Origin of the sequence: Paraburkholderia nodosa, from assembly GCF_001718195.1 — a bacterium.
GTDB classification, from domain to species: domain Bacteria; phylum Pseudomonadota; class Gammaproteobacteria; order Burkholderiales; family Burkholderiaceae; genus Paraburkholderia; species Paraburkholderia nodosa_A.
This window is the reverse complement of sequence record NZ_MCNV01000009.1, coordinates 222997-245245: the sequence shown is the minus strand read 5'-3', so window position 1 is coordinate 245245 and position 22249 is coordinate 222997. Positions and strand designations below refer to the sequence as shown.

18 protein-coding genes are annotated in these 22249 nt (G+C 67.1%); 12 read left to right on the top strand and 6 right to left on the bottom strand.

Annotated features, from left to right (window positions below; translation table 11 throughout):
* Position 1 precedes the first annotated feature (1 nt).
* The 3 genes from BFD71_RS18195 to BFD71_RS18185 all read right to left on the bottom strand — a co-directional run bounded on the left by BFD71_RS18195 (position 2) and on the right by BFD71_RS18185 (position 2906).
* Entirely contained in the window at positions 2 to 970 is a 969-nt protein-coding gene (locus BFD71_RS18195; protein WP_069265685.1) for a sugar kinase, read from the bottom strand.
* A gap of 62 nt (positions 971 to 1032) precedes the next feature.
* The gene (locus tag BFD71_RS18190; RefSeq protein ID WP_069265684.1) at positions 1033 to 1830 is read right to left on the bottom strand and encodes a TIM barrel protein; all 798 of its coding nucleotides are present in this window, start codon (positions 1828 to 1830) and stop codon (positions 1033 to 1035) included.
* A 155-nt stretch (positions 1831 to 1985) separates the two neighbouring features.
* Positions 1986 to 2906 (bottom strand): LysR family transcriptional regulator, encoded by a 921-nt coding sequence (locus tag BFD71_RS18185; protein WP_069265683.1) that lies wholly within the window; start codon positions 2904 to 2906, stop codon positions 1986 to 1988.
* Between the two features lie 145 nt (positions 2907 to 3051).
* Here BFD71_RS18185 and BFD71_RS18180 point away from each other — a divergent pair, with 145 nt between their 5' ends.
* The 6 genes from BFD71_RS18180 (at position 3052) to BFD71_RS18155 (ending at position 9510) form a co-directional block, all read left to right on the top strand.
* Complete coding sequence (locus tag BFD71_RS18180; protein ID WP_069265682.1) at positions 3052 to 4128, top strand: YeiH family protein; 1077 nt, start codon at positions 3052 to 3054, stop codon at positions 4126 to 4128.
* Positions 4129 to 4374: 246 nt separating this feature from the next.
* Positions 4375 to 5109 (top strand): glutathione S-transferase, encoded by a 735-nt coding sequence (locus tag BFD71_RS18175; protein ID WP_069265681.1) that lies wholly within the window; start codon positions 4375 to 4377, stop codon positions 5107 to 5109.
* Positions 5110 to 5267: 158 nt separating this feature from the next.
* On the top strand, positions 5268 to 7013 hold the full coding sequence (locus BFD71_RS18170; RefSeq protein ID WP_069265680.1) for a ClcB-like voltage-gated chloride channel protein: 1746 nt from the start codon (positions 5268 to 5270) through the stop codon (positions 7011 to 7013).
* A gap of 150 nt (positions 7014 to 7163) precedes the next feature.
* Positions 7164 to 8513 (top strand): C45 family autoproteolytic acyltransferase/hydolase, encoded by a 1350-nt coding sequence (locus tag BFD71_RS18165; protein ID WP_069265746.1) that lies wholly within the window; start codon positions 7164 to 7166, stop codon positions 8511 to 8513.
* A 248-nt stretch (positions 8514 to 8761) separates the two neighbouring features.
* Positions 8762 to 9034, top strand: coding sequence for a hypothetical protein (locus BFD71_RS18160; RefSeq protein WP_069265679.1), 273 nt, complete (start codon positions 8762 to 8764; stop codon positions 9032 to 9034).
* Positions 9035 to 9279: 245 nt separating this feature from the next.
* Positions 9280 to 9510: a DUF2795 domain-containing protein gene (locus BFD71_RS18155; protein WP_069265678.1), complete on the top strand. Its 231-nt coding sequence runs from the start codon at positions 9280 to 9282 to the stop codon at positions 9508 to 9510.
* A 34-nt stretch (positions 9511 to 9544) separates the two neighbouring features.
* Here BFD71_RS18155 and BFD71_RS18150 read toward each other — a convergent pair whose 3' ends face one another.
* Positions 9545 to 10162, bottom strand: coding sequence for a TetR/AcrR family transcriptional regulator (locus BFD71_RS18150; RefSeq protein WP_069265677.1), 618 nt, complete (start codon positions 10160 to 10162; stop codon positions 9545 to 9547).
* Positions 10163 to 10415: 253 nt separating this feature from the next.
* Here BFD71_RS18150 and BFD71_RS18145 point away from each other — a divergent pair, with 253 nt between their 5' ends.
* The 4 genes from BFD71_RS18145 (at position 10416) to BFD71_RS18130 (ending at position 16983) form a co-directional block, all read left to right on the top strand.
* Positions 10416 to 11552 carry an efflux RND transporter periplasmic adaptor subunit gene (locus BFD71_RS18145; protein WP_069265676.1) on the top strand — a complete coding sequence of 379 codons (1137 nt, stop codon included), beginning with the start codon at positions 10416 to 10418 and terminating at the stop codon, positions 11550 to 11552.
* Complete coding sequence (locus BFD71_RS18140; protein ID WP_069265675.1) at positions 11549 to 14704, top strand: efflux RND transporter permease subunit; 3156 nt, start codon at positions 11549 to 11551, stop codon at positions 14702 to 14704. The genes BFD71_RS18145 and BFD71_RS18140 overlap by 4 nt, the downstream gene beginning before the upstream one ends.
* A complete protein-coding gene (locus BFD71_RS18135; RefSeq protein ID WP_256094778.1) occupies positions 14701 to 16278 on the top strand; it encodes an efflux transporter outer membrane subunit in 1578 nt (525 codons plus the stop codon). The genes BFD71_RS18140 and BFD71_RS18135 overlap by 4 nt, the downstream gene beginning before the upstream one ends.
* Positions 16279 to 16362: 84 nt before the next feature.
* Complete coding sequence (locus tag BFD71_RS18130) at positions 16363 to 16983, top strand: 2-hydroxychromene-2-carboxylate isomerase (RefSeq protein WP_069265674.1); 621 nt, start codon at positions 16363 to 16365, stop codon at positions 16981 to 16983.
* Between the two features lie 392 nt (positions 16984 to 17375).
* Here BFD71_RS18130 and BFD71_RS18125 read toward each other — a convergent pair whose 3' ends face one another.
* Complete coding sequence (locus BFD71_RS18125; RefSeq protein WP_069265673.1) at positions 17376 to 19904, bottom strand: penicillin-binding protein 1A; 2529 nt, start codon at positions 19902 to 19904, stop codon at positions 17376 to 17378.
* A 227-nt stretch (positions 19905 to 20131) separates the two neighbouring features.
* Complete coding sequence (locus BFD71_RS40590) at positions 20132 to 20362, bottom strand: hypothetical protein (RefSeq protein WP_141710711.1); 231 nt, start codon at positions 20360 to 20362, stop codon at positions 20132 to 20134.
* Between the two features lie 139 nt (positions 20363 to 20501).
* Between BFD71_RS40590 and BFD71_RS18120 the strand changes: the two genes are divergently transcribed.
* Both BFD71_RS18120 and BFD71_RS18115 read left to right on the top strand, forming a co-directional pair.
* Positions 20502 to 21155, top strand: a complete 654-nt coding sequence (locus tag BFD71_RS18120) for a hypothetical protein (RefSeq protein ID WP_069265672.1) — start codon at positions 20502 to 20504, stop codon at positions 21153 to 21155.
* Positions 21156 to 21553: 398 nt separating this feature from the next.
* The gene (locus tag BFD71_RS18115; protein ID WP_069265671.1) at positions 21554 to 22234 is read left to right on the top strand and encodes a PspA/IM30 family protein; all 681 of its coding nucleotides are present in this window, start codon (positions 21554 to 21556) and stop codon (positions 22232 to 22234) included.
* Positions 22235 to 22249 lie beyond the last annotated feature (15 nt).

Below are 22249 nucleotides of genomic sequence, written 5' to 3'. Positions count from 1 at the left end.
GCTATGCGGCTGCCTGCGTTTGCGCGGCTTCGAGCGCATCGAGCTGCGCGCGCGTCGGCAAGCCTTCCGAGTCGCCGATCACCTGAACGGCCAGCGCGCCGATGCGGTTGCCGCGAGCCACGGCCGCGGCAAGCGACCGGCCCTCGAGCAGCGCGCTCACCACGCCCACGGCAAAGCCGTCGCCGGCGCCCACGGTATCGACCACGCGCTCCACGCGCTGCGCCGCGGCGCGGCCCTGCTCGCCTTCGGCCGTGGCGTAGTACGCGCCCTCTGCGCCGAGCTTCACGATCACGCCGCGTGCGCCGCGCGCAAGATAGAACTGCGCGATGGCTTCCGGGTCGTCCGAACCCGTCAGCACAAGGCCTTCACCGACGCCGGGCAGTACCCAGTCGGCGAAGCTCGCGAGTTCGTTGAGCGTGCCAACCATTTCGGCTTGCGAGCCCCACAGCGTCGGGCGCAGATTCGGGTCGAACGAGATCGTGCGCCCCGCGGCGCGCATCTCATGTGCAAGCTTGAACGCCAGTTCGCGTGAAGAGGAAGAGATGGCGGGCGCCACGCCGCTCAGGTGCAGATGGCGCGCGCCGAGCACATAGTCGGCCTGATAGTCGCGAGCCGAGAGCTTGCTCGCCGCCGAGCCGCGACGGAAATACTCGACAGCGGGATCGCTGCCGTCGTCGTTCCTCGACTTGAGCTGGAAGCCGGTCGGAAAGCGCGTGTCGGTGCTCACGCAACGCGCGTCGATGCCTTCGTGCGCGAGCACGTCGCGCACGAACTGGCCGAACGAGTCGGCCCCCACGCGGCTCATCCAGCCCACCTTGAAACCGAGGCGCGCGAGGCCGGTCGCGACATTGAGCTCCGCACCCGCCGCGCGCTTCGTGTAATGGGCGACCTGGGCGAGCGGACCCGGCTCCGTGGCGACGAACATCGCCATCGCTTCGCCGTAGGTGATGACATCGAGTGCTTCGGTCATGAGATGCGTTCCTGATGAATCGTATGGAGTCTGGTGCGCGGTTTCGAGGCTTCGCGCGGCGCTCAAGCGGCCGCGAGCCATTCGACGTAATGCGCGGCGTCTGCGTGTACGCGCGCCGGATCGAACGGAAACTCGATGCCGCGCGGCACGTGTGTCGGCAGCAGCGCGAGTGCGGCGCGGCACAGCGCGTCGTCGTCGCCCGGCGCGGCAGCGAAGCGGCGCGCGCCCTCGCCCACCACGGCCTTGCAATGGATGTATTCGACGTGCGGCGCGAGCGCGGCGGCGGCGAGCAGCGGCGGCTCGCCCGGCCATTGCCAGTTGCCGATGTCGAATGTCATCCCGATCACACCCGGCGCGCCGCCGTCGCGCAGCGCGTTGAAGAGGCCGATGAACTGGTCGAGCTTGCCACCCTGCTCGAGCTGGCCGTTCTCGACGACGACGCGCGGGCCGTTGCGCGCGTCAACGGTGTCGCCCGTGCGTGCGCCCAGTGCTTCGAGCAGGCTCGCGAGGCGCGCCGCGCTGGCGTCGCCGGAGAAACCGCCCAGTTGCAGCTTCACGAAACGCGCACCGAGCGCCCGTCCCGCGGCGACCGCGGCGCCAAGCGCCGCCTCGTTTAGCGCGCCATCGTCGCCATAGAGCGCGTCCGGTGTGGACCAGACGCGCCACAACCCTTCGTCCGCAAGCGCCTTTCCGAGCGCGCGCAGCGCTTCGGGCTGCGCGTCGGCATCGTGCATCAGCTCGCGCCGCACCTCGAACGCGTGCGCGCCCGCGCGCCGCGCGAGCCGGCTCCACGCCGCGTGACCGTCACGCCAGATTGCCTGCGCCCCGAACGCGCTCGCCACGATTGCTACTTCCGCCATTGCCGTCATCCCGTTGCCTGCCGTCGCGCACTTCGTTTTTTGGAACCGGTTCCAAATCCAGCCCGAAAAAAAGCGCCTGCGCGCCGGTTAATTAGAGCGGATAGTGCGCGTTAGCCGCTTGGGCCGCCATTCTGGATTGCCCTGGGTCTGGTGGATCAGGCGCCAGGAACATCGGCGAGACACAGTTCCAGGAAGCGCTGCGCAACGCGCGAAGCCGCGCCCGCGTGCGGCACCAGGATGGAAAAGCGCCGCGCAAGCGGCTCGGGCCCAAGGCGGATCTGCCGCAAGGCGCCGTTCTCGTGACGCATCGACATGGCCGATACGAAGCCGATGCCCATACCTGCTCGCACCGCCTCCTTCACGCCCTCCACGCCCGCGATCTCCAGCGCAACGCGCATGGGCACGCCGGCGCGAGCGAACGCCCGCTCGACCACCTGGCGCACGCCCGAGCCATCCTCGCGCAGGACCAGCGGCCACTGCGCGAGCGCTCCCACCGTGATGGCCGGCATCGCGGCGGCCGTCTCCCCCTGCGCGTCGAGCTGCGACGCCAGTGCGTGAGAGCGCGGCACGATCGCGACGATTTCGTCCTCGTGCCACGCATGCACGGCGGTATCCGGCGGCAGCTGCTCGCCCACCGGGCCCTCGATTAGCGCGATATCGACCGCGCCGAGCATGCCCACGACGTCCGTCGAATTTCCGCTCGACGTTTCGAGCTTGACCTGCGGATAGCGGCCGTGGAACTGCGCCACCAGATACGGCAGCCGGTAGCTCGCGGGCGTGGTGGTCGCGCCGATGCGCAGCGTGCCGCGCTCGAGGCCGCGCAACGCGTCGCGGTAGGTGAGCGCGTCGCGCCAGGTGTCGCGCAGGCGCGCTGCGTAGCCCGCGAGCTGTTCGCCCGTGGGCGTGAGGCGCACCCCCCGGCCGTCGCGCTGATACAGCGGCTCACCGATCTCCTCCTGCAGCAGCCGCAACTGGCCCGAAACGGCCGGCTGCGACAAATGCAGTGCGAGTGCAGCTCGACTGATATTGAGATGCTCGGCGACAGCAGCGAAAGTTATCAGTTGTTCCGGGGTCATCGTGGAAAACCATCGTGTTGTCCTATATATTACGTCACAAATCACGATTTTTCATATCGATATATCTAAATTAGGATTAGGCCATTCGATAGCGACCTGTTCGCTACCCCATTTTTCCGCCGCATCGCCCGGTAGAGAGGCCGTCATGTCCACACCCAGTCTTGCGCACGCATCATCGCCGTCCACCCGCGGGCAGCTCAACGGCGTCCTGTTCGTCGCGCTGTTCGCGGCCGCCGTCACCAGTGTCGCGTCGCTGCCCGCGATCGCCGGGCTCGGCATGAGCCCGCTGATCGTCGGCATCGTCGCGGGCGCGATTTACGGCAATGCGCTTCGCGACGGCATGCCCGAAAGCTGGGCCGCCGGCGTGAACTTCTCCGCGCGCAAGCTGCTGCGCATCGCCGTGGCGTTCTTCGGACTGCGCGTGAGCCTGCAGGAAATCGCCCAGGTCGGCGTGCCGGGGCTCGTCGAGTCGGTCGTGATCGTCGTGAGCACACTCGTGATCGGCACCTGGGTCGGCATGAAACTGCTCAAGCTCGACCGCGACACCGCCATTCTCACGGCGGCCGGCAGCGCGATCTGCGGCGCAGCGGCCGTGCTCGCCTTCGAATCCACATTGCAATCGAAGCCGCACAAGAGCGCCATGGCTGTCGGCAGCGTCGTGCTGTTCGGCACGCTTTCGATGTTTCTGTACCCGGTGCTGTTCCACGCGGGCTGGCTGCATCTCGACACGCTCGGCGCCGGGCTCTTCTTCGGCGGCACGATTCACGAGGTCGCGCAGGTGGTGGGCGCCGCGAGCAACGTGAGCCCGGAGGCCACGCACATCGCCACCATCGTCAAGATGACGCGCGTGATGCTGCTCGTGCCTGTGCTGCTCGTGCTCGGCGTGTGGCTCAATCGTTCGGCGCGCAGCAAGGCAACGGCCGACGGCCACGCCAGCCAAGGCGGCGCGCGCAAGCTCGCGGTGCCCTGGTTCGCGCTCGGTTTCCTCGCGCTCGTGATCGTCAATTCGCTCCACGTGCTGCCCGAGACGGCCACCCACGCGGTCAACACGCTCGACACCTTCGCGCTGACCATGGCGATGACGGCCCTCGGCATCGAGACGCGCGTCTCGCAGATTCGCCAGGCCGGCCCGCGGGCGCTGACCGCCGGTTTCATCATCTACCTCTGGCTGGTCGGCGGCGGTCTCGCGATCACCTGGGGCGTGCAGCGCCTGTTCGGATGACCCGGCGCCCGAGGGCCGCGCGCCCCGACCCGATCCCTTGTGCGCCGGCGCTCCCGGCCACCGGCCCCGCCTGCGGCGGGGCTGTTTGCGTTTCTGCGCGCGGCCCCCTTACGCCATCTCGCGTGCGCACGCCACACGCGAACCAGGCGCGAGCGTTGCGAGCGATACTGTGCGTTGCTGCCCGTTGCGTGGGCAGCGGCCGCGCGGGCCGTGGCGAGCACGGCCATGAACGCAAGGGGACGACCGATGGCATACGAACTCTATTACTGGGACGGTCTGCAGGGCCGGGGCGAATTCGTGCGGCTCGCGCTGGAAGAGGCGCAGGCGCCCTACGTGGACGTGGCGCGCGGCGAGAAGAAGGACGGCCTCGGCATCGGCGCGATGATGGGCGAACTGGAGAGCGACGAACCGTATCCGCCCTACGCCCCGCCCTTCCTCAAGGACGGCGACCTGATCGTGCCGCAAACCGCCAATATCCTTTTCTATCTCGGCCCGAAGCTCAAGCTCGCGCCGCGCGACGAGAGCTTGCGCATCGTCGCGAACGGCCTGCAACTGACGATCGCGGACCTCGTGACCGAAGCGCACGACACCCATCATCCGATCGCGAGCGGGCTCTACTACGAGGACCAGAAGGACGCAGCGAAGGCGCGCTCGGCGGATTTCATCGCGCATCGCATTCCGAAATTCATGAGCTATTTCGAGCGCGTGCTCGCGCAGAATCCGGAAGGCCCGCGCCACATGGTGGGCAACGCGCTCAGCTATGTCGATCTGTCGATGTTTCAGATCGTCGAGGGCCTGCGCTACGCCTTTCCAAAAGCGACGAAGCATTTCGCGGATCACTATCCGCATGTCGTCGCGCTGCGCGACGCCGTGGCCAAGCGCCCGAATATCGCCGCCTATCTCGACTCGGAGCGGCGGCTGCCGTTCAACGAAACGGGCATCTTCCGGCACTACCCCGAACTCGACCGGGCCGTGCGCTGAATGCGCGCGGGCCGAGGAAGGCGTCCGCCACCGCCTGGTTTCGTGCACGCGGCGCGCAATTGCCGTGCAGTTGCTGCATTGACCCGTTATGCTTCCCGCCGCACGTCGCGCCCTGCGCACGCGCGGCTCTCTTTCACCCGTAACCTGACCCGCCCGCCGTGCTGTCATTCCTGCTGAAACTGCGCACCCGCGCCCGCGATCTCTTTCGCTTGTCCGACGCCCATACGATGCTGATCTGGTCGGTCATCGTCGGCGTGGCGGGCGCGTTTGCGACCGTGATCTTTCGCGAGGGCATCGCGTATGTGCAGATGCTCTTCGCGGGCAGCGAAGGCAGCCTCGTCGAGATGGCGCGTCACCTGCCGTGGCACCGGCGCATCTGGATGCCGGCGGCAGGCGGCTTCATCGCGGGATGCCTGCTGCTGCTCGCGCGGCGCAAGGCGCCCGGCAGCAGCGGCAAGGCGATGCACGCCGACTACATCGAGGCGGTGGCGATCGGCGACGGCGTCATGCCCGTGGGCACGAGCATCTGGCGCAGCCTCTCCTCGCTCTTCACGATCGCGAGCGGCGGCTCGATCGGCCGTGAAGGCCCGATGGTGCAGCTCGCCGCCCTCGCCGCCTCGCTGATCGGCCGCTGGGTCCACTTCGATCCGCCGCGGCTGCGCCTGCTCGTCGCGTGCGGCGCGGCGGCCGGTATCACCTCGGCGTACAACGCGCCCATCGCCGGCGCCTTCTTCGTGACCGAAATCGTGCTCGGCTCCATTGTCATGGAAAGCTTCGGGCCGATCGTCGTTTCCTCCGTGGTCGCCAACATCACGATGCGCGAGTTCGCGGGCTACAAGCCGCCGTACGAGATGCCCGTGTTCCCGCCGGTGACGGGCGTCGAGGTGCTGCTCTTCGTGGCGCTCGGCCTCCTTTGCGGCGCGCTCGCCCCGCAGTTCCTCATGATGATGGCCACCGCGAAAAAGGGCTTTGGGCGCATCAACGCGCCGCTGCCCGTGCGGCTCGCGCTCGGCGGTCTGGTGGTCGGCATTCTTTCGGTGTGGACGCCCGAGGTGTGGGGCAACGGCTATAGCGTCGTGAACTCCATCCTCCATTCGCCGTGGACCTGGACGGCGCTCGCCACGGTGCTCGTTTTCAAGCTCATCGCGACGGCCGCGACGGTCGGCTCGGGCGCCGTGGGCGGTGTGTTCACGCCGACGCTCTTCATGGGCGCCGTGCTCGGCTGCCTGTTCGGCCAGGGCATGCACACGCTCTGGCCCGACGGCACCTCGGCGTCGTACGCCTACGCGATGGTGGGCATGGGCGCGTTCCTCGCGGGCGCGACCCAGGCGCCGCTCATGGCGATTCTGATGATCTTCGAGATGACGCTGAGCTATCAGGTGGTGCTGCCGCTGATGCTCTCGTGCGTCGTTGCGTATTTCGTCGCGCGCGCGATCGGCAAGGCGTCGATGTACGAAATCACGCTGCATCGCAACCGCGAGGAAGCCGAACGCATGCGCCTGCGCATGACGCAGATGCGCGAGCTGGTGCGCCCCGCGCAGACTGTCGTGCTGGAGAGCGCCACGGTGCAGGAGATGACGCGCGTGTTCCTCGAATATCCGGTCAAGTACCTCTACGTGACCGACGAGACGGGGCGCTTTCTCGGCGCGGTTGCGCTCGCCGACATCACCTCGGACCTGCTGCAAAAGCGCGATACCGCGCACAAGCACGCCCGCGACTACCTGAAGCCGACGTTCGACGTGCTCACGCCCGACATGCCGCTCGCCGTCGGCCTGCAGCACTTCATGTCGTTTCAGGGCGAGCGTCTGCCCGTAGTCGAAAGCACGCGCGAGCCGACGCTCGCGGGCGTGGTGTACAAGACGTCGCTGCTCGATGCCTATCAGCGCATGAACGCGGAGCGGTAGGCTTCGCCCGCGCGCGAGGCGCGTGGCAAAGCGCAGCGGATTTTCTAGAATCTAGAGGGAAACGCGCTTCGCGGCCCGCGCTGTGCGTGCGCGCACCGTCGTGCGCACAGGGGGCCAGCGAGAATCGACGCGGGGATGACCGGAGCGAAGATGAGCGAACCCTCACTCGAAGCCGTACGCCGCGACCACGCGGGCTGGATATTCTTGCACTTGCAGGGCGAGCCGTACGACCGCGGCGAGCAGCACGGCAAATTGCTCGCCACCGAAATCCGCAATGCGATTCGCACCGCGCGCTACCTCGCGAAGTGGGACACGGGCGAAGACTTCGACACCTTCGTCGACGCCGCGATCATGCAGTTCGCGCCGCGCCTCGACACCGAATTCGCCGACGAGATCCAGGGCATCGCCGACGGCGCCGGTCTCAAGTTCGCCGAAGTGCTCGCCTGGAACGGCTACATGGACCTGCTGCAGAGCTGGTGGCCGGTTCATGTTGCGACACAGCAAGCGCAGCCCGCGGTGCGCCCCTGGCGCGGGCGGCGCGGCCACCATTGCAGCGCCTTCATCGCGACGGGCAGCGCGACGCGCGACGGCCGCATCGTCATGGCGCACAACTCGTGGGACCGCTACGCGGCCGGCGATGCCTTCAATATCGTGTTCGACATCGTGCCCGACTCGGGGCACCGTATCCTCATGCAGGGCCTGCCCGGCTGCATCTCGAGTCTCACCGACTTCTGGATCAACGGCGCGGGCCTGATGGTGACGGAGACGACCATCTCGAACTTCGTCGGCTACCGCGCGAACGGCGCGCCTGAGTTCTATCGCTCGCGACGGGCGACGCAGTATGCGTCGAGCATTGCGCAATGGTGCGAGATGTTCGCGCAGGCGAACAACGCGGGCTATGTGAACAGCTGGCTGCTCGGCGACACCAAAACGGGCGAGATCGCGCGCTACGAACTGGGCCTGCAGCACGCGGGCTTCGAGAGCACGAAAGACGGCTTCTACAGCGGCTTCAACGCGGCCACGGACCTCAAGATCCGCAACCAGGAGTGCACCGGCGAAGCCGACGACTACACCGACGTGCGCCGCAACGGCGCGCGCCGCCTGCGCTTCATGCAACTCGCGCAGGAGCACCGCGGCGCGATCGACGCCGAACTCGCCAAGGCGATGATCGCGGACCACCACGACGTCTACCTCGAGCGTAGCGACAACCCGTGCTCGCGCACGATCTGCGGCCATCTCGAACTCGACGACGCGCGCTTCGGCGGCGCCGACCACGGGCCGTTCAACCCATGGGGCGCGAACGACGGCAAGGTGGTCGACAGCGAAATGGCGCGCGATCTGTCGTTCTGGGCGCGCTGGGGCCATCCCTGCGGCCGCCCATTCGACGCCCAGGCGTTCATGCAGCGCCACCCGCAATGGAACTGGCTCAACGGCTATATGCGCGACCGCCCGTCGTGGCCCTGGACGCGCTTCGAGGCGCTGCGCAGGCCCTCGCCTTAGTCCCGCGTAGCGGCAGTGCCGGCAAAAAAGCACGCGCGTTCGAGACGTGTCGGGTCATTTCCTGCCATCATGGTATTTCCGTATGCGCGTCGCGCACATGAGCCGTCCAGGCGGCTCGTTGCGCCCTCGCGTAGCGGCGCGCCTGGCCGCCCCGGCTGGCGCGGCTGCCTGCGCCGCCAACCCACGCTGGCGGATGCGGTACGGCGCTTGCTGCGACCTGTGGGCCGCATGAGAAAGGAGGTCGAGCGATGAAAACCTCGACACTGATGACCACCGTGCTGTTGTCGGCGTCCTGCTTCGCCGCTCCGGTACGTACCGCGCAGGACTCACCGGTCACCCCGACCAGCGCGCACATCCCGCTCGCAAGTGGACAGTCCCACGCCTACGACGCCCCCGTCGCGCCCCCGGCCCCCAACGTGCCCGCGACCGCAAACGGTCCGCAACACTGGGAGTACCTCACGCTGCCCAGGTCGCATCGGCTGGACAAGACGCTCAGCCCGGACCTGCACGAGCAGACCTGAGCCTGACCGGTACCCCCGTTTGCGAACAAGCGGCAAACCAAAGTGGCGCATGAGCGGCAAATGAGCAGCGCGTGCGCACGCGGCGAGGGCGTGCGAGGCGGATTGTGTATGCTTGAGGCGCGGCGCTAGCGCTGCGCGCCGCAAAGCAGACCGGGCGCGAACAGAATCTGAAAAACAAACCGCACAACAAACGAGACGACGACGCGGACCGCCAACGCCGGCCGCCCGCGCAAAGGACGCCACGCATGTCAGCCTCTCGCATTCCCGACGAACCCATCGATCTGCAATTCGCCGACGTGCTGCGCGAGGTGCGCTGGCCCGCCAACAAGGACGAACTCGTGGACGCCGCGCGCGAGGCCGGCGCGAGCAACGAGGTGCTCGGCATCCTCGACGGCATGCCCGAGCAGGATTACCAGGACGTCGCGTCCGTTACGCGGCTGATCGGCAGCAACTACGGCCCTGGCCTCGGCTCCTGACGCGCGCGCGTCGTGGGCTGGCTGCACGCCGGGCTCACGCGTCGCGGCCGAACACCACGCGCGCGAGGAAAGTCCCCAGCACGGCTTCGACGACTGGCGGCGTGACATGCTGCGGATCGGCCGTGGCGAGAAACTGCACCCCGTCGCACAGCCCCATCAGCCCGAGCGCGAGCAATTGGGGATCGAGCGGCACCGGCATGCCCGCACGCGCCGCAAACTCCTCGATGTACACGGCAAGACTCTCGCGCTTTTCCTTCATGAAGGCGTTGTAGCGCGTGCGAAAGCGCGCGTCGCGCGCAGCCAGCAGCCTGGCTTCCACCCACAGCAGGAAGACCTTGTTGTCCTGCGGCATGCGGCTGTAGTAGGCGAGCACGCGCGCCTCCATCTGCTCGCGCGAGACCTCGGTCTCGAAGATGGCGCGCAGGTCGGTCTGCATGGCTTCGTGATCGCGCCGCAGCAGTTCCACGAGCAGGTCCGACTTGCCCGAAAAGTTCGAGTAGAACGCGCCGCGCGTGTACCCCGCCGCGTGCGCGATGTCCTCGACGCTCGCGCCCACGAACCCTTTTTTCATGAACACGGCCTGCGCGGCGTCGAGCAGGCGCTCGCGCGTCTGGTCGCGGCTTTGTTCGCGGGTGAGTCGAATGCGCTTCATGGCGTGGGGCGTCGTTATGTATCACGGATGGACGCGAGTCTAGCACTGAAACATTCCTCGGATTCAGATTCGCACTCAGATACAAGGTTGTATTAGAATCCGGCTCATCATCCCAAGTCCGGGTCGGTGCGCGAGCCGCGCCGCGCCCGCGACTCAACGGCGGCGCAGCCGGTCCGGCGGCATTGCGGTCTGCGTGCGCACCCAGCCTATCGAGGTCCAGGTGAATCGTCGCGGTCGTGGCGCATCGAGCAGAATGCGCAGTGGTACCGGTAAGTTCAGTGCACCGTGGCGGCATGCCGCGAATGTGCTTCTCGTGCTCGGTGTGGCCGCGCTGGCTGCCTGCGGCAAGGAAAAGGAAGCCCCGCCGCAGCCGCGCCCGGTCGTCTCGATGACCGTGCACCCCGACGGCGGCGGCGTGAGCCCCGTCTATCCAGGCGATATCGAGGCGCGCAACGCCACGCCGCTTTCGTTTCGCGTGAACGGCAAGATCATCGAGCGCAGCGTGCGCCTGGGCGACAGCGTCAAGCCCGGCCAGACCCTCGCGCGGCTCGATCCTGCAGACTTCGAAAAGAACGCGGCCAGCGCGCAGGCCCAGTTCGACGCCGCGCAGCATCGCCTCGTCTTCGCGAAGCAGCAGCTCGATCGCGACACGGCCCAGTCGGCGGCCAATCTCATCGCCCGCGCGCAGCTCGAACAGACGCAGGATGCCTACGCCTCGGCCGCGGCCCAGCGCGATCAGGCGCAGCAGCAGCTCGCGCTGGCAAAGAACCAGTTGCGCTACACACAGATCGTAGCGGACCACGCGGGCGTCATCACCGCCGAAAACGCCGACACCGGCCAGAACGTGCAGGCCGGCCAGGCCGTCTACCAGCTCGCATGGAGCGGCGACGTCGACGTGGTATGCGACCTGCCAGAGCGCGCCGTGGCCGCGCTGCACACCGGCGACACCGCGCAGGTCACGCTCGGCGCCCTGCCCGGTCGCCACTACACGGCGCGCCTGCGCGAACTCGCCGCGGCGGCGGACCCGCAAAGCCGCACGTGGCGCGCGAGGCTCACGCTCGAACGTCCCGATGCCGACGTGCGTCTCGGCATGACCGCCAACGTGGCGTTCGCGGCACCGAGCGAGGCCAACGCGCCGGCCGCGTTTACCGTGCCGGCCACCGCGCTCTTCCACGACGGCGCAGCGCCCGCCATCTGGGTCGTCCACGCGCCCGACAACGTGCTGCAATTGCGGCGCGTGAACATCGCGCGCTACGACGCGCGCACGATCACCGTGGCGGGCGGATTGCAGGACGGCGAACGCATCGTGCTGCAAGGCGTCCATACCGTCCACGCGGGCGAGCAGGTACGGCCGGTGGCGCCGCTGCATCCCGAGGACTTCGCGTCATGAGCCAGACGACGGACTCGGGCCCCGGCGCCGATCACGAAGAGGGCCGCTTCAACCTGTCGGCGTGGGCGCTGCGGCATCGGGCACTCGTCACCTTTCTCGTTGCGCTCGCAACGATCTTTGGCGCGCTCGCCTATACGCGTCTTGCGCAATCGGAAGACCCGCCCTTCACGTTCCGCGTGATGGTCATCCAGACCTTCTGGCCCGGCGCGAGCGCGCGCCAGGTCGAGGATCAGGTGACGACCCGCATCGGCCGCAAGCTGCAGGAAACGCCGTATATCGACTTTCTGCGCAGCTATTCGCGGCCCGGCGAATCGCTCGTGTTCTTCACGATGAAGGACTCCGCGCCCGTGAGCGAAGTGCGTGAGACCTGGTACCAGGTACGCAAGAAGGTCGGCGACATCGCGTACACGCTGCCCCAGGGCGTGCAAGGTCCGTTCTTCAACGACGAGTTCGGCGACGTCTACACCAACATCTACGCACTGGAGGGCGACGGCTTTTCGCCCGCGCAACTGCACGACTACGCGGACAAGCTGCGCGAGCAGCTGCTGCGCGTGCCCGACGTCGGCAAGGTCGATTATTTCGGCGATCCGCAGCAGCGCATCTACATCGAAATTCCGAACACGCAGCTCACACGCCTGGGCATCTCGCCCACGCAACTCGGCCAGGTGATCGGCGCGCAGAACAGCGTCTCCGCCGCAGGTACGCTCACGACCGCCGACGACCGCGTGTTCGTGCGCCCGAGCGGTCAGTACGAGGACCTCGAGGCGCTCGCCGATACACTGATCCGCGTGAACGACCGCACGTTTCGCCTCGGCGACATCGCGACGATCCGGCGCGGCTACGACGAGCCGCTCGCCACGCAGATGCGCTTCCAGAACCAGGCCGTGCTCGGTATCGGCCTCACGATGCAGCCGGGCGGCGACGTGATCCGTCTCGGCAAGGCGCTCGATGCGCGCGTCGAGCAGTTGCGCGCGCAACTTCCCGCGGGCCTGAGGCTCGTGGAGGTGTCGAGCATGCCCGATGCGGTCTCGCGCTCGGTGGACGACTTCGTCGAAGCCGTGGCCGAGGCCGTGGGCATCGTGCTGCTCGTGAGCCTCGTTTCGCTGGGCGTGCGCACGGGCATGGTGGTCGTCATCACCATTCCGATCGTGCTCGCCGTCACCTCGCTCGCGATGTACCTCTTCGGCATCGGTCTGCACAAGGTCTCGCTCGGCACGCTCGTGCTCGCGCTCGGCCTGCTCGTCGACGACGCCATCATTTCCGTCGAGATGATGGCGGTGAAGCTCGCACAGGGCTGGAACCGCACGCGCGCCGCTGCATTCGCCTACACCAGCACCGCGTTCCCGATGCTGACCGGCACGCTCGTCACCGTTTCGGGTTTCCTGCCCATCGTGCTCGCGAGGTCGAGCACCGGCGAGTACACCCGCTCGATCTTCCAGGTGTCCGCCATCGCGCTGATCGCCTCATGGTTCGCGGCCGTCGTGCTGATTCCGCTGCTGGGCTACCGGCTGTTGCCGGAGCGCAAGCCCGATCCGGATGCGGCGCACGCCGCCCATGGCGACGATCACGAGCACGAGATCTACGATACGCGTTTCTATCGGCGGCTGCGTGGCTGGATCGGCTGGTGCATCGAGCGCCATGCCATCGTGCTCGTGCTGACCATCGCGCTGTTCGTGGCCGCGCTCGCGTGCTTCAAGCTCGTGCCGCAGCAATTCTTCCCGAGTTCCGACCGGCCCGAGTTGCTCGTGGACGTGCGCCTGCCCGAAAGCGCCTCGATCGATGCGACGCTGCGCCAGACGAAGCGCCTCGAAGCGGCGATCAAGGGCCGCCCCGAGATCGACCATTTCGTCGATTTCGTCGGCACCGGCGCGCCGCGTTTCTATCTGCCGCTCGATCAGCAGTTGCAGCAGCCCAATTTTGCGCAGTTCGTGATCACGACGAAGTCGGTCGAAGATCGCGAAAAGCTCGCCAGCTGGCTCGAACCGATGCTGCGCGACAGGTTCCCCGCCATCCGCACGCGCCTCTCGCGGCTCGAGAACGGGCCGCCGGTCGGCTACCCCGTGCAGTTCCGCGTGAGCGGCGACGACATTCCGACCGTGCGCGACATCGCGAACAAGGTGGCGGCGACGATGCGCGCCGATTCGCGCACCGACAACGTCAGTTTCGACTGGGACGAACCGGCGGGACGCTCGCTGCACTTCCAGATCGACCAGCAAAAGGCGCGCGCGCTCAATGTCTCGTCGCAGGACATCGCCAACTTCCTGCAGATGACGTATTCGGGCTATACCGTCACGCAGTTTCGCGAGCGCGACAAGCTCATCAGCGTCGATCTGCGCTCGCCCGCTGCCGAGCGCGTCGATCCGGCCCGCCTGCTCACGCTCGCCATGCCTACGCCCAACGGCCCGGTGCCGCTCGGAGCGCTCGGGCATCTCGCCAACGATCTGGAGTACGGCGTGATCTGGTCGCGCGACCGGCAGCCGACGATCACCGTGCAGTCCGACGTGCGAGCGGGCGCACAGGGCATCGACGTCACGCATGCGCTCGACGGCAAACTGGAGTCGATCAAGCGCGCGCTGCCGCCCGGCTACCACATCGAGGTGGGCGGCTCCGTCGAGGAAAGCGCGAAGGGCCAGGCATCCATCTTCGCGCAGTTGCCGGTGCTCGCCATTGCCGTGCTCACGCTGCTCATGATCCAGCTGCAAAGCCTCACGCGCGTGCTGATGGTCGTGCTGACCGCGCCGCTCGGCCTGATCGGCGTGGTGATCGCCCTGCTCCTGTTCGGGCAGCCGTTCGGCTTCGTGGCCATGCTGGGCGTGATCGCCATGTTCGGGATCATCATGCGCAACTCGGTGATCCTCGTGGACCAGATCGAAACGGACATCCGCGCCGGGCACAAGCGCTTCGACGCCGTGGTGGGCGCCACGGTGCGCCGCTTCCGGCCCATCATGCTGACCGCCGCGGCCGCCGTGCTCGCGCTCATCCCGCTCTTGCGTTCGAACTTCTTCGGGCCGATGGCGACGGCGCTAATGGGCGGCATCACGATTGCGACCGTGCTCACGCTGTTTTTCCTGCCCGCGGCTTACGCAGCCGCGTTCCGCGTGCGCAGCAGCGAGACTGACGAGACCGGCACGACGCCGGAACAGGCATCATGAAGATGGATTCTTCGACATTGGCGTCGGGCCCGCGTGCAACGGCGCGTTCGCCCGCAACACGTTTTCCGCACGCGCCCGGCTTGCTCGCCGCATGCGCCGCGCTCGCGCTGGCCGGCTGCGCGATGGGACCGACCGGTGAGCCGCCCGCCATGCCGCAGCCCGAGCACTACGGTGTGCAGGCGCAACCGGCACAGACGGTCGCCGCCCAGGGCGTCGCGCAGCAGTTCGTGACGGGCGCGGAACCGGTGCCGCAATGGTGGACGCTCTACGGCTGCGACGCGCTCGATGCGCTCGTGAACGAGGGCCTCGCCAACAGCCCGAACCTCGCCGCCGCCGACCACAACCTGCAAGCGGCGCGCGAGCAGTTGCGCGGCCAGATCGGCAGCTCGCTGCTGCCGACGGTCGACGCCATCGGCATCGCGCAACGCCAGCAGCAACCCGCGATCCCACAGTTCGGCATCGACCGGCTGCAATACGCGATCTTTGCGGGCTTGATCGACGTTCGCTACACCTTCGACGTGTTCGGCGCGACCCGCCTGAACAACGCGGCGCTCGCCTCGCGCGTGAACGTGCAGGCGTTCCAGTTCGAGGCCGCGCAGCGCGCGCTCGCGGCGAACATCGTGGCAAGTGCGCTCGGCGCGGCAACGCTGCATGCGCAGATCGACACGACCGAACAGCTGATCGCGCTCGCCAATGCGCAGGCCGACGACGTGCAAAAGCGCTACGCGCTCGGCTCGGCCTCGCGCACCGATCTGCTCAGCGCGCAGCAGAGCGCGGCGTCGCTCGCGGCGAGCCTGCCGGGGCTGCGTCAGCAATGGGTCGCACAGCGCCATGCGCTCGCCGTGCTGATCGGCCGCACACCCGACCAGGCGCCGCCCGACCTCGATCTCGCCAGCCTGACCTTGCCCGCGCAGGTACCGGTAGTCATCCCTTCAGAACTCCTGAGAACCCGACCCGACATCGAAGCCGCCGAAGCCACGCTCAAGGCGGCCGCGGCGGGCGTCGGCGCCGCCACCGCGCAAATGTACCCGAGCATCACGCTTTCGGCGGCGCTCGGCCAGGGCGGCTTCAGCTGGCCGGTGGTGACTTCCGGCGCGGGCGCGCTGTGGGCGATCGGCGCTTCGCTTTCGCAGCCGATTTTCCACGGCGGTGCACTCGTTGCGCAGCGGCGTGCGGCGTTGCAGTCCTATGAGGCAGCCAACGACACCTATAAGCAAACGGTGCTCACGGCGTTCCAGGATGTCGCCGATCGTCTCGCCGCGCTCGATCACGACGCCCAGGCGCTCGACGCAGCCAGTACCTCGGCACGCACGGCCCAGGGCGTCTACGAGGACACCCACGCGCGCTACAGGTTGGGCGCGGTGCCGTGGTACGCGGTGCGCCAAAGCGAGCAGCAATGGCGTAACGCGCGGCTCGACGAAATCCGCTACCGCGGCACCCGGCTTGCCGATACGGCCGCCCTCTTCCAGGCGATGGGCAATCCGCCGGTCAACCCGGCGACGCTCGGCAGCGGGCGCGGGACGGACACGGCCGCTGCCGCATCGGACGCTGGAGCCGCCGCACAAGGCAAGTAACACTCGCGATTGTCCGGGCGTCTCGGCGTACCATGATCGCAAGCGCCGCGCACCTCGGTGCAACCGCTTCATGGAGACGACAGCATGTCCCGTCCATCGCTCGACTTCTGGTTCGACCTCGCCAGCAACTACAGCTATCTCAGCGTAATGCGCATCGCCGCGCTCGCCGAACGAAATGGCGTGGATGTTTACTGGCGGCCCTTCCTCCTCGGCCCCATTCTCGACGCACTCGGCTGGGAAGGTCCGCCCTTCGTCGTGCAGAAGGAAAAAGGCGCCTATGTGTGGCAGGACATGCGCCGGCAGTGCCGCAAATACGCACTGCCGTGGCAACAACCCAGCGAGTTTCCCCGCCGCGCCGTGCTCGCGACGCGCATCGCCGTGCTCGCCGCCGACGAGCCGTGGCTGCCCGACTGGTGCCGCGCCGTCATGACGCGCAACTATGGCGACGACCGCGAAGTCGATTCGCCCGAAGCCGTCGCACAGATGCTCACCACGCTCGGATTGCCGGCACAACGGCTCATCGAGGAAGCCGGCAGCGAGGCGAACCGGCTGCGCCTGCGCGAGCGCACCCAGGCGGCTCGCGATCTCGGCATCTTCGGCGCACCGACGTTTTTCGTCGGCGAAGAGATGTTCTGGGGTAACGACCGGCTGGAAGACGCCATCGAAGCGGCGCTCGGCGCGCCGCAGAACCGGGACACTGCGTAGTCCTGTTCTTTGCGCATCACTACCGTGGAGCTGTTCGTATTCCTGCCTGTTCACGCCGTCACGTATTCGCGCGGTTCGCACAGCCAAACCTTCGGACTGCGTTCTGACGATGTGTTTTGAGGCGCGATGCCTCATACGGCCTGCCTGTGAACAAAGCCTTTGGCGTCAGCCAGTTAGCTTCGATATCCCAGGGTTATGAACAGGGGCTTCAACAAAAACTGTGGAAAAGTCGGCGCGAAAGTTACCCACAGATTTCGTTGACAGCCCTGTGGAAAAGCCCTGGAAAGCTCGACCAACTCCTTGGCCCACAAGGAAATTCCGCTCACCAAACAAAACACGGCGCGCCGTTGCCGACGCGCCGTGTTTATCCGGCAGAACTCATCAAACCGGCATCAAGGCTTGTTCGATTCGAACAGATCCATGATCTGCTTCTTCTCCGTCGTCGTCACGTTCGGCGGCGTCATGCCGGCCGGCCCCATGCTGCCGGTCGCGCCGCTCGCGTCGCTCGCCGCACCGGCCGGGTTCGCCGAGTCCAGACCGATGCTCGCCACGAAGCCGTTACCCGGCGTCATGTCCGAGAAGAACAGTTCGTCGTTGATCGTCGTGAGGCCCTCGGGCATCGCCGGTTCTTCCTGCGGCACGCCGCGCAGCGCACGCTGCATGTACTCCACCCAGATCGGCAACGCGAGCTGCGCGCCGAATTCGCGGCTGCCGAGACTCTTCGGCTGGTCATAGCCCATCCACGCCACGGCGACCAGTGTGCGCTGATAACCGGCGAACCAGCCGTCCTTGGCGTCGTTGGTCGTACCGGTCTTGCCCTGCAGGTCGTTGCGATGGAGCACGTTGGTGCCGGCGCCCGTACCCGCCGTCGCCACCGAGTGCAGCAGGCTGTTCATCACGAATGCGTTGCGCGGCGAAAGCGTTTGCGGCGCATTCTGGCCCGCCACCAACGGCTGTGCGCGCAGGATCGGCTGGCCGCGCGCGTCGTCCACTTCGGCGATCAGATACGGGTTGATGCGATAGCCGCCGTTCGCGAACACGCTATACGCGCCCGCCGACTGCAGCGGCGTGACGAGGCCCGCGCCGAGCGCCATCGGCAGGTACGGCGGGGTCTTGTCCGCGTCGAAGCCGAAGCGCTGCGTCACGTAGTCCTGCGCGTACTTCGTGCCGATGTACGAGAGGATGCGGATCGACACGAGGTTCTTCGACTTCTGCAGCGCGAGGCGCATCGACATCGGCCCTTCGGGCTGGTCGTCGTCCTTCGGCTCCCACGCGTCGCCGCCCGGCGTGCTGGGGGGGAAGTACAGCGGCGCGTCGTTGATGATCGTCGCCGGCCCAAGGCCCTTTTCGAGCGAAGCCGAGTAGATGAACGGCTTGAAGCTCGAGCCCGGCTGACGCCACGCCTGCGTGATGTGATTGAACTTGTTCTTGTTGAAGTCGAAGCCGCCGATCAGCGCGCGGATCGCGCCGTCCTGCGGCGTGAGCGAGACGAGCGCGCCTTCGACCTGCGGCAGCTGCGTGATCTGCCAGTTGCCCTTCGCGTCCTCCATCAGGCGCACGATCGAGCCCGGGCGAATGCGCAGCGCCTGCGAGGCGCGCGGCGAGAGCGCGGCCGCGACGAAGCGCAGGCCCTCGCCCGTCACCGTCACCGAGGTGCCGTCGAGCTGTTGCGCCGTCACCGACTTCGGGCCCGCGTCGGTCACGACTGCCGAAACGAGGTCGCCGTTGTCCGGGTGATCGGTGAGCGCGTCCTCGATGGCCTGCTCGCGGTCGTCGCCGTCCGCGGGCAACTGCACGAAGCCTTCCGGTCCGCGATAGCCATGGCGGCGCTCGTAGTCCATCACGCCCTTGCGCACGGCCGCGTACGCGGCATCCTGGTCGGCCGAATCGATCGTCGTCGTCACCGTGAGGCCGCGCGTATAGGTCTCGTCCTTGTACTGTGCGTACATCATCTGGCGCACCATTTCCGCGACGTATTCGGCGTGCACGTTGTACTCGGTGCCGGCCGTCTTCGTCTGCAACGGCTCCTTGATCGCTTCGTCGTACTGCGCTTGCGTGATGTAGCCGAGGTCGAGCATGCGCTTGAGGATGTACTCCTGGCGAATCTTCGCGCGGTGCGGATTGACGATCGGGTTATACGCCGAAGGCGCCTTCGGCAGGCCCGCGAGCATCGCCGCCTGGGCCACCGTGATGTCCTTCAGGTCCTTGCCGAAGTACACGCGCGCCGCCGCCGAAAAACCGTAAGCGCGCTGACCCAGATAAATCTGGTTCATGTACAGCTCGAGAATCTGGTCCTTCGTGAGCGCGCGCTCGATCTTGTAGGCGAGCAGCATCTCGTAGACCTTACGCGTGTAGGTCTTCTCGCTCGACAGGAAGAAGTTGCGCGCGACCTGCATCGTGATCGTGCTCGCGCCCTGCGAGGCGCCGCCGTGCATCAGGTCGGCCACGCCCGCGCGCAGGATGCCGACGAAGTCCACGCCGCCGTGCTCGTAGAACCGGTAGTCCTCGATGGCGAGCACGGCCTTCTTCTGAATATCAGGAATATCCTGAAAACGCACGAGCTGACGTCGCTCTTCGCCGAACTCGCCGATCAGCACGTGATCGGCGGTATAGATGCGCAGCGGCACCTTGGGCTGATAGTTGGTGAGCGCATCGAGCGACGGCAGTTGCGGCTCCATCACGACGAGCGCGTAGCCCACGAGCAGCGCACCGACCACGCAGAGCGTGCCGATCAGGCCGACGAACCAGAGCGCGAGCGTGGTGCCGAAGGAGCGCCGCTTCGGGCTCCCGTCGCGCGGCCCGTTGCCGCCGGACCCGCCGCCCGATTCAGGCCGGCGAGGCGGCTGGCGCCCGTTGTTGAAGGAGGGTTCCCGATCTTCGTTCGGGTACTGCGGTGAAGGCGGTCGTTTGATGATAGGCATGACTGGAATGATGGGCGCGTCTCGCGCGCGCCGGCTGCGCGCAACTCGCGCGCATGGATCTCGACCACGGCGTCATGGCGCCAATGCGGCATACGACGTCGCCGGCTCAATCCCGGCGACGCGGCGCGACCGGCAACGCCCCCGTCCGGCCGCGCGGCGCGCGCTATGGCACGCCACATGCGAATACCGCCCGTTCGGGCGCCATTCGCGAAATGTAACAGCGCATTCTAAAGAAATCGCGCACGCCGGGTCGCGCTTTTTTTGTAAGAGTTTCTTGGGAAACACTTCCTGCCCGATTTCTGGCCGTCCGGGCGCTCGCTTGCGTCGATCATGGTTTTATGCGCGAAAAGTTTCGTAACCGTCCTTGTGTAGCGCGATAAATTAGGCATCGACTGGTTGTTGACGGCAGATTTTTGCAGGCAGGGTTGTTCCTGGTCGCGCACCTTCTCATTGCGCATCGGCGCACTCGTCTTATCATGAAAGATCTGCTACACGCCCCTGTCCGCGCCCAGGCAAGCACGCATCCATTCTTACAAAAGCTGTTGCGCAGGCAGGCAAACCGACGTCATACGAAGCCGACCCAACGGCCCGTCGATCATGAACAAGCCCAGCGAACGCATCGTCGTCTTCGTTACGCCCGCGCAAAAGCGCGCGATCTCCGCCACCGCCGACGAGCTCGGCATCAGCCTCAGCGAACTCATGCGCCGCGCCGTGATCGCGTTCAGCGCGACGAGCGATCAGGTGAAGGCCGCGAGCATCGTCGACCGGCTGAACGCGCCGCGTCAGCCCGACGCGCTCGCGCAGGTGCTGCAAAAGGCAGCGAGACCGCTGCGTGTGGGTCGAGCCGGCGCGATCCGGCCAGCAGTGGGCGCGGCGGCGGCCATCGGCGCGAGCGACGCGAACGCGGACGCGCAAAAGGCTGGCGAAGCGGCCGCGGCCCTTCACGACGACGACGCCCACGAGGCAACGCTTCAAGCGTCAAACATACCCCTGCCCGCCGCGCACACCGACGAGGCGGACGTGAGCCATGCCGCGCGCGAAATCGCCCAGGCTGTTGCCCGCCTGAGCGCCGAAGCGGCCGCTGCAGCGCAAAGCGCCGCGCTCGACACGGCCGCCGCACAATCGCTGGACGTCGAACCGCTGCAGCCGCTGAGCTCGGCGCCCTTCGCCCGCTCCCGGCGCGACGCGAGCGATCCACGCGACGAAGCCCGCAGCGACGACGCCGCGCCCGAAGGCGGCAAATACGCCTGACACGCGCAGCATCCACGCCGCCATACACACGAGTCACAATCGGCTTAACGCCCGCTTACATACGCGCCGCGAGCGCTGGGCAGGCCCGATTCCTTTAAGTCCCTTTTAAGACGGGCCGTGGTGTAATATCCGCGATCGATAGCGGCGCCCGGCCTGCAGCGGTGCTTCGCGCCGCGCAGCCAGGCCCCGTCCTGATGAACATACGCGTGCAAGAAAACAGCTTCACGCTATTGCAATTGCCGCACTCGCCCCGATTTTCGCCGTGCATGCGCGCCAGGCGCAAAGCGGCGTAAGCTGGCAGATGGATCAGCCCTCTGCCGGCCGGCTGGCGCGTGAGGCCAAACCGCGAACACGCACCTCGGCCCACCACGGCCGATCTCATTTCACTGGAGGAATTCATGTCGCTTTTCGACTCCATCTCCCGCACCGTCAAGGGCCTGCTCAACGACGCCGCAGACTCGGTGCAGGATCCGTCGCGCGACGCGCGCCAGATCGTGCGTGAGCTCGACGACAGCATCGGCCGCGCGGAGAACTCGCTCGTCGAGATCCAGGCGCAGGTCGCGACGCAGCAAAGCAAGCGCGACGTGGCCGCCGACAAGGCGAAGAAGTACGAAGACGGCGCGAAGCGCGCGCTGCAATCGGGCGACGAAGCGCTCGCACGCGAAGCGCTCGGCGCGCAGCAAACCGCGGAAGCCGAACGCGACGCGCTCGCGGGCGAACTCGCGAAGCTCGAACCGTCGGTCGATCAACTGAAGCAGCAGATCGACGACATGCGCCAGCGCCGCAACGACCTGAACGCGCGCTCGAACATCCTGCAGGCGAAGCAGCAGATCGCCCAGGCGAAGGATGTCGCGGCTACGGCGCTGGGCGGCATCGGCGGCAAGAATCTCGACGGCGATTTCCAGAAGCTGGAAGAAAAGGTCGCGCTCTCGAACGCGCGCTCGGACGCCCGCCTGAATTCGTCCGACCAGTCGAGCGGCAAGGCGCTCGACGACAAGCTCGCGGCGCTCAACAAGGGTCCGTCGGTAGACGAGCGCCTCGAGGCGCTCAAGAAGCAGATGAACACGCCGGCACAGTAAGCGCCTGCGTGCTGG

Bases quoted from the DNA above. Each gene is read 5' to 3' on its own strand.
- BFD71_RS18135 (WP_256094778.1), top strand. From the start codon at position 14,701: ATGAAGATGGATTCTTCGACATTGGCGTCGGGCCCGCGTGCAACGGCG.
- BFD71_RS18145 (WP_069265676.1), top strand. From the start codon at position 10,416: ATGCGCAGTGGTACCGGTAAGTTCAGTGCACCGTGGCGGCATGCCGCG.
- BFD71_RS18115 (WP_069265671.1), top strand. From the start codon at position 21,554: ATGTCGCTTTTCGACTCCATCTCCCGCACCGTCAAGGGCCTGCTCAAC.
- BFD71_RS18165 (WP_069265746.1), top strand. From the start codon at position 7,164: ATGAGCGAACCCTCACTCGAAGCCGTACGCCGCGACCACGCGGGCTGG.
- BFD71_RS18185 (WP_069265683.1), bottom strand. From the start codon at position 2,906: ATGACCCCGGAACAACTGATAACTTTCGCTGCTGTCGCCGAGCATCTC.
- BFD71_RS40590 (WP_141710711.1), bottom strand. From the start codon at position 20,362: ATGCGCAATGAGAAGGTGCGCGACCAGGAACAACCCTGCCTGCAAAAA.
- BFD71_RS18130 (WP_069265674.1), top strand. From the start codon at position 16,363: ATGTCCCGTCCATCGCTCGACTTCTGGTTCGACCTCGCCAGCAACTAC.
- BFD71_RS18150 (WP_069265677.1), bottom strand. From the start codon at position 10,162: ATGAAGCGCATTCGACTCACCCGCGAACAAAGCCGCGACCAGACGCGC.
- BFD71_RS18125 (WP_069265673.1), bottom strand. From the start codon at position 19,904: ATGCCTATCATCAAACGACCGCCTTCACCGCAGTACCCGAACGAAGAT.
- BFD71_RS18180 (WP_069265682.1), top strand. From the start codon at position 3,052: ATGTCCACACCCAGTCTTGCGCACGCATCATCGCCGTCCACCCGCGGG.
- BFD71_RS18195 (WP_069265685.1), bottom strand. From the start codon at position 970: ATGACCGAAGCACTCGATGTCATCACCTACGGCGAAGCGATGGCGATG.
- BFD71_RS18190 (WP_069265684.1), bottom strand. From the start codon at position 1,830: ATGGCGGAAGTAGCAATCGTGGCGAGCGCGTTCGGGGCGCAGGCAATC.
- BFD71_RS18120 (WP_069265672.1), top strand. From the start codon at position 20,502: ATGAACAAGCCCAGCGAACGCATCGTCGTCTTCGTTACGCCCGCGCAA.
- BFD71_RS18155 (WP_069265678.1), top strand. From the start codon at position 9,280: ATGTCAGCCTCTCGCATTCCCGACGAACCCATCGATCTGCAATTCGCC.
- BFD71_RS18160 (WP_069265679.1), top strand. From the start codon at position 8,762: ATGAAAACCTCGACACTGATGACCACCGTGCTGTTGTCGGCGTCCTGC.
- BFD71_RS18175 (WP_069265681.1), top strand. From the start codon at position 4,375: ATGGCATACGAACTCTATTACTGGGACGGTCTGCAGGGCCGGGGCGAA.
- BFD71_RS18140 (WP_069265675.1), top strand. From the start codon at position 11,549: ATGAGCCAGACGACGGACTCGGGCCCCGGCGCCGATCACGAAGAGGGC.